General features: G+C 41.3%; 6 protein-coding genes and 1 pseudogene. 2 read left to right on the plus strand and 5 right to left on the minus strand.

Features of this window, described 5'->3' with window-relative positions; translation table 11 throughout:
• Positions 1-416: 416 nt before the first annotated feature.
• From EKM96_RS10355 to EKM96_RS10365, 3 genes and pseudogenes are all read right to left on the minus strand, one after another.
• A pseudogene (locus tag EKM96_RS10355) lies at positions 417-1,433 on the minus strand (IS30 family transposase).
• Positions 1,434-1,841: 408 nt separating this feature from the next.
• Positions 1,842-2,192, minus strand: a complete 351-nt coding sequence (locus EKM96_RS10360) for a DUF5388 domain-containing protein (RefSeq protein WP_011222016.1) — start codon at positions 2,190-2,192, stop codon at positions 1,842-1,844.
• 1 nt (position 2,193) lies between these two features.
• A complete protein-coding gene (locus tag EKM96_RS10365; protein WP_015639692.1) occupies positions 2,194-2,994 on the minus strand; it encodes a ParA family protein in 801 nt (266 codons plus the stop codon).
• A gap of 864 nt (positions 2,995-3,858) precedes the next feature.
• Between EKM96_RS10365 and EKM96_RS10375 the strand changes: the two genes are divergently transcribed.
• The gene (locus tag EKM96_RS10375) at positions 3,859-4,137 is read left to right on the plus strand and encodes a BRCT domain-containing protein (RefSeq protein ID WP_020923847.1); all 279 of its coding nucleotides are present in this window, start codon (positions 3,859-3,861) and stop codon (positions 4,135-4,137) included.
• A gap of 533 nt (positions 4,138-4,670) precedes the next feature.
• Here EKM96_RS10375 and EKM96_RS10385 read toward each other — a convergent pair.
• Both EKM96_RS10385 and EKM96_RS10785 read right to left on the minus strand, forming a co-directional pair.
• Positions 4,671-5,561 carry an IS3 family transposase gene (locus tag EKM96_RS10385; RefSeq protein ID WP_318531044.1) on the minus strand — a complete coding sequence of 297 codons (891 nt, stop codon included), beginning with the start codon at positions 5,559-5,561 and terminating at the stop codon, positions 4,671-4,673.
• A gap of 5 nt (positions 5,562-5,566) precedes the next feature.
• A complete protein-coding gene (locus tag EKM96_RS10785) occupies positions 5,567-5,818 on the minus strand; it encodes a transposase (RefSeq protein WP_125643349.1) in 252 nt (83 codons plus the stop codon).
• A gap of 239 nt (positions 5,819-6,057) precedes the next feature.
• Here EKM96_RS10785 and EKM96_RS10395 point away from each other — a divergent pair, with 239 nt between their 5' ends.
• Positions 6,058-6,456, plus strand: a complete 399-nt coding sequence (locus EKM96_RS10395) for a hypothetical protein (protein WP_125643352.1) — start codon at positions 6,058-6,060, stop codon at positions 6,454-6,456.
• Positions 6,457-6,549: the final 93 nt, after the last annotated feature.

Consider the following 6,549-nt stretch of genomic DNA (forward strand, 5'->3'; position numbering starts at 1 on the left):
CGACCATTAAAAATACATCATCAACAGACTGCCATTGAAAGATTCCGGGCTTGTTCGGATTAAACTTGTAATTTGCCAGAGATAATAAAAAGACCCCCCAGCGATAAAACTAAAGGGCCCTTTTAACTCTGCACAAATTGATGAAGGTAGTATCTGAGGTGATTGGTACAAGCAGTATAATAACACGGATTAAGGCATAATAAAAGCCCCTACCAGACCAAGAGTAAGGGCCAACAAATCATACATGAAAGGGCATTTTCATGCACTTAAATACTAACACTTTTTTACGTAATAAAAAAGCACTCTAGCAAGGAAATAGCGAGCTTTTTTAAGGCAAAGATTTTCTGGAATAAAATCCCTCAATTTTCAAGTCAAGTGCAACGATGATAACGAATTCTTGATAGTGGTCTAGGCTGTTAAGCCATGCATCGGTAGTAATCGCATGGGCGAAGATAGTTCAGAATACGTCTGGGACGATGGTTCAGTGCGGATTGGACTGCTTGAATTTCAACCAGGGTAACTGCTCTGAGAGACTTCCCTTTCGGGAAGAATTCTCTAAGCAGTCCATTGGCGTTCTCGTTTGTGCCACGCTCCCAAGGCGAGTACGGATGTGCGAAGTAAATCTGGGTTCCAACAATCTCTGATAACTTGGCAAACTCGGAACCATTGTCAAAAGTGATACTCTCAAATTCCTTGGCCCCGTAGTCGTCGATCGTGTCCTGCAAGGCTTTAAGGCAGGTGCCCGCATGATAGTCAGGAATCTTGACGATGATCTCAGTCCGGCTGTACCGTTCTGTGAGCGTCATTAATGCTGGCTCATCAGCTAAGCGAATACCTTTGACCAAGTCGCCTTCCCAATGTCCCACGCCTGTGCGGTCATTCACGGCCGCAGGACGCAACTCGATTGAGTCGCCGTATATCTTCTTATTCTTGCGCTTGTGGGCGTTCTTATAGCCTTTGATGCGGCGTCGGAGCTTCTTGGGAAGTGTCATGTTGTCTAGCTCAAGCAGCCCGGCGTCGATGTAGCGATACACAGTTGTCGTTGAAGGGCAAGCCTTGCCCTGGTCACGATAGAAGTGTACGAAGCTATCAACGCTGTGTACGCGCGGCTTACGAGTAAGCTCCCTGGCGAGAGCCTTGAAGAACGCACGGCCGGTCTTAAGAAAGGCGTAGTGACCGGTTCTATCGCGTTTACGGTCGTGCATGGCTTGGGCAGTTTCCGAAAGATAGACTTGATGCGAGTGACGCTTCGAGTCGAGCTGAGTTACAGATCCACGCGTGATTTCTCGTGAGATTGTCGCTTTACTGCGATGAAGCTTCTGTGCAATCACGGTCGCGGTGTCACCAGCAGCCTGAAGGGCCTGAATTGTAGCACGGTCGCTAAAACTGAGTTATTGGTAATGCTTGTGGGTGTTAGTCTGAGAGTGGGTCATGAAGATTCCTGCTTTCTTGTTTAGCTAGCACTAACAAGAATAGGTCTTCATGGCCTTTATGGTCTAGTCGTCAGGGTGTTGCACTTGAATTGTAAACTGGAGAAGCTGATCTTTTTTGTCCGAACAGCGTTCGGATTAATTTTACAATCTACCACACAACCAAAAATCCACTCATCTCATCACGAGGTGGGTGGATTTTTTGAGTAAGTTAAGTGACAGCATTGATTGTTATATGATTGTGTATGTCCTAAATGGACACAAGCAACGCTCCTAAGCAAAGCCTGTATGTAATGATTTCAGAAAAGCCCTCTATTCCGCATAATAGAGGGCTTTTTTGTGTGCATTCTGCTTAATTTAAACGGACAAGTATACATCTAAAAGGTGAACGTGTCGTCTGAGAGCACGTGATTATTTACTTTTTACTTTGTTAGCATCGCCGGTTTCCAAAGTCTGTATTTGAGTCGTAAGCGTATTTTGTTCAGACTCAGTTAACGATTCAAAAAAAGTTTTTTGTAATTGGGCTAATCCGTTTTGTTGAGTTGAGCTATACCCTAAAATTACCATAGCTTTCATAAAGTTTTTTAGATGATTGTCAATTCTGAGCGTAGTATCAAAAGTAACACCATCTATTTGTTTAGACTTCGTTTTGTTTGATTCGTTTAGAGAAGATATGGAAATTTCTTTTTGGGGCTGGGGCGCCGATTTTCTAGGAATTATTTTGCTTTTATTTGAGTTAGGATTGTGTAAAAGTTCCACCATGCTAGTCCGCCCTTTCAATAATTTCTTGTGCCACAGAATCGTATAATCTAATTATTTTTTTATCGAATTGATCTTTTAGAAATACACCTCTGATTGAATATCTTTTGATTCTTTCCATATTACGAATTAGGGTTTTTAACATGTTTTCTTTCCCAAATTCTTCTTCTGCTACTTCTAATGTGCTGTGATCAACAGGCGCCCCATTCTTTAATAGCACAGGAAGTATACCGAGTAAATTCAAACTAGGTGCTTCGTATTCATCGATTACCTGTTCCTGTATATATTTTAGAAACGATTCGGCACCCTGAAGACTGTGCTCTTGAGTTTGAAGGATAATCAGAACCCAATCTGAAGCGTATAAGGCGCTATCAGAAATTAAGGAAATAGTCGGTGGCAAATCAAATACCACAAAATCATATTTTTCTTTTAGTGAAGCAAGTAGCTTGCTAAAATATGTAACTCTATCTTTATAATTATTTTTAAACTTTTTTTCCATAATCCGTGGGTACAATGAAAAATCTGCGCTTGATGGAATAAAGTCAATGTTTTTATCCAAAGTAACCAACGATCTTGATAAGTCCTCTTCTTGGATTGATGCAAGCAAGGTTTGATTAAATTTAATATCATCGTGGCCTAAATTAGCCGCGGTTTTAAAGTAAATATCTGTAGCGTTTGCTTGAGGATCGAAATCAATTAATAGCGTTTTTTTACCAGCACGAGCTAGTGCCAGGCATGCAAGCGTGGCATTTGTTGTTTTACCGGTGCCACCTTTAAAATTTCCAAAAGTAATTACTTCACCCATTATACTGACCTCCAATTAAGTATCCTAATATACAAGGATACTTGGATACAAGGATGATAACATACAAAGATACTTGGATACAAGGATACAAGGATACATTTCTTCTCAAAAGCCGTTAAATTAAGATTGACTGCAAGTATCCTAATATACTTAGATACAAGGATACAAGGATACTTAGATACAAGGATATGAATATACAAGGATACAAGGATACAAGGATACATAAAAAGAAATGTTGATTTATCACCAAACAACGAGTAATATTGGTTACATAAAATAGAACATAAAAAAACACCCACCGACGGGAATCGGTGAGCGCCACATAAAAGTCAACTTGTTTAATGACTATTATATCATGGCCGGTGCGATTTTTAAAGCCCTAGGGGACAAGCTGGGGTCTAAATCCAAGGGGACACGTTTGCCAGTGCGACTTCAATAAGTCTGGCTATACCACAACAAGGTTATCTGTACGGCTGGGTGGTGAATGGTGAGCGCGACCATTAACGGCGCGGGTGGTAAAACGAAGCTTCGGCTTGGTGCCACTGATTAGTTGGTGATCGAACAAAAATAAATACGTATTACCAACGCCTGCTAGGGCGTTTTTTAGTAGGTTAAACCGAAAACGTAGGTTTATAATGAGTGGTGGTAGCAATACCGCAATTGTACAGACAAGCGACGGGCGTTAACGACCGACGAACTAGGGGGAAACCTTAGCGTAGAATTGTACTCTGGTTCAGTTATTCCAAATAGCTGATTCCAGGGAACAATTCTGCGCTCAAAACGTCACTCCCTCTAAACTGAATGGAAAACCATAACCCGTCAAGTCAAAACCAACATTAGAATCAAGAAAGTTGATGATTTAAAATGCTTGATTTAAGAGATTGTGAGATTGCTTTTACCGGACGTCTAACTACCATGACTCGGGATCAAGCTTTTAGTTTGGCGAAAGTCTTTGGGGCGAAACCACAAAATTGGGTTACGAAACAGACAGATTATTTAGTGGTTGGGTTAATTGAGACGGCTTTAGGTGAGGAGCCCATCACAAAAAAGTTATTGACGGGAACACCAACGATTTCAGAACGGGATTTTTTGGACTGGTGTCAGGCACGATTGGCGCAATGGTCTAGGAGTTTAGGCGGTTAAATTCACAAAGTGAGTTTACTGATTTTTTGGGGATTTTTCATCTAGACCACTCCTCTCCCGTCAAATTTCACAAAGGCCAAATAATGGATCGTTGTTTTATCAGGGAGTGAGGGGGTTACTTGGGATAAGCCATCTTATGTAAAGTAAGAATTGGTATAGCTAATAGATGAGGTGATCACATGATTAATTGGGTTAATATTGCAGTTTTAATTCCATTCTTAATTTTAATTGGGGTTATTTGTCTAGTTGTGGGGTTCTGGCATGATTTTAAAGACTTAACGATCATTCAAAAAACCGGTATTATCTTGTGTGTAATTGGATACATCGTTCCGGTTGTGTTAAACCAGGTAGTGAGAATTTTCCACTTAAAGGGTTAGTGCTTGTTGTTATACAAAAAAGCCATCTAAGAAGTGGATTGAAGTCAATATTTGAGACAGGTTTTAAGAGACATTCAGAACCGCGTTTACCTTCCACAGCTCAAATAAATCATTAATCGTGATTAATAACTTATTTGAACCCTGGAAAGCATTAAATCAGGCGGCCATTTGGCTCGTAAGTGTTGCGATTTCAACTTGTAAGGGGGTCTGGTAGCCCAGTGAACTATGAATTCTCTTCCTATTGTAGAAAGCATGCACATATTCAAAAAGGACGGCAGCGGCAGTTTCATAATCTTCAAAGACCGGCACTGGATAAACACATTCCTTTTTGAGAGAAGCGTGAAAGGATTCCATTGGCGCATTATCATACGGACAACCCTTACGGCTGTATGAGTGGCGGATATGTAGCTCAGTTAAACGTTGATTGTAATCATCGCTGGTATACTGTGATCCTAAATCCGTATGGATAATCAGGTCCCCAGTAATGGTTCGATTTTTAACCGCGCTTTCAAGGGTCTTTAAGACTAAATCAGTATCCATCTTTTTTGAGAACGAATAGCCGATAATCCGTCGTGAGTGCAGGTCCATGATGGTTGATAAGTAACACCAGCCATTACGCTTCGTTTGAATATAGGTCATATCAGCGGTCCATTTTTGATTTAAACCAGTGGTCGAGAAATCCTGCTTAAGCAAGTTGGGACGCTGTTCAACCTTGGTTTTGGAAGCCGAAGCCGCTTTCCACTTATTGACGATAACGGAGTGGATATCCAGTTCCTTCATGAGCCGGGAAATCCGTCGTGGACTGCACCGAAGCTGCAGTGGTTGAAGTTCCAGATTCAATTCATGGTGGATCTTCATAACACCGTATCGCTGCTTAAATTCCGCAAAGATCCGCAGAATCCGTTGTTTCAAGTCCGCATCTTCGGCCCGGCGTTTTGAAGGTTTGGGGGATCGATAACGATAATACTGAGCTCTGGAAACACCGAGGATTTGGCACATCTTGGTTACCTGGTGGTGATGGCTTTCTTGGTGAATGTAATCAAAGATATTGGTTACTTCTGTGCAAGGAAGCCCAGGGCTTTTTTTAGGATTTCGTTCTCCTCAGACAGCGAAGCCAGTCGCTTTTCCATCGCTTTGATTTCGTCTGGCGATTTACCGGATTGAGTTTTGGCCTGGCCCTGGATCCACTTATGAACTGTTGAATAGCCAATGCCATATTCTCTGGCCAGTTGGGCAGCTGATTCGCTTTGCTTATATAGGTTGATAATGTTTTGTTTGAATTCTTTGTCGCAACGAGTTGGCATGTAAAAATTCCTTCCTTTTGAGAGACGATTTATTCATTATACGCTCTCTTAAAAGTTGTCTCAGGAATCAGCTTACATCCAACAAGCGAACAGCAACAAATCGTTACACGGTTCGAGCTTTGAACCCGCAAACGGGGACACATTTGAATATTCGTTTTAGAACATTTGGTGGGCATGCTAATGTAATGGTGATGTTTGGCAGTCGTGTTTACCGTGGAAAATAATTAGGGGATGATTACTTGAGAAAATCGGTAGTTATTGGATTGATTGTTAGTGGTTTCTTGTTGGAATTTTCAGGGGAAAGTCAGGGTGACTTAGTGCAGGCAAGCACTTGGCATCATGGTATTCCACAAATTCTTAAACATACCAAATGGCATCATGGAACTGGTCGAATTACATTTGGCACCAAATGGTTTTCTCTTTGGGGGCCAACAGGCGGTGCTCGCTGGGGAATTGGTCAAACTAACGTTAAATATGAAGTGGTCGGTCATCATAAATATAAAATTAGTCATCAAGACTCTCACAGCTTTGGACCAACCATTTCTTATGCAAAATATGTTAGCTACCAAAAATTGATTTGGAAGTGGGACAAGTCTTCACAAGCAGTCTCAAATTATCGATATTATCACTGGGGATGAGCGAAAACAATGAAACGGTAGATTGCAAATTTAATCCGAATTTTTGGACAAATTTGTCAGCATAACCTGATACGGTGTTTGCCAGTCGAGTAT

It is taken from the genome of Levilactobacillus tangyuanensis (assembly GCF_003946545.1).
Lineage (GTDB): Bacteria > Bacillota > Bacilli > Lactobacillales > Lactobacillaceae > Levilactobacillus > Levilactobacillus tangyuanensis.

Bases quoted from the DNA above. Each gene is read 5' to 3' on its own strand.
- EKM96_RS10360 (WP_011222016.1), bottom strand. From the start codon at position 2,192: ATGGTGGAACTTTTACACAATCCTAACTCAAATAAAAGCAAAATAATT.
- EKM96_RS10365 (WP_015639692.1), bottom strand. From the start codon at position 2,994: ATGGGTGAAGTAATTACTTTTGGAAATTTTAAAGGTGGCACCGGTAAA.
- EKM96_RS10375 (WP_020923847.1), top strand. From the start codon at position 3,859: ATGCTTGATTTAAGAGATTGTGAGATTGCTTTTACCGGACGTCTAACT.
- EKM96_RS10785 (WP_125643349.1), bottom strand. From the start codon at position 5,818: ATGCCAACTCGTTGCGACAAAGAATTCAAACAAAACATTATCAACCTA.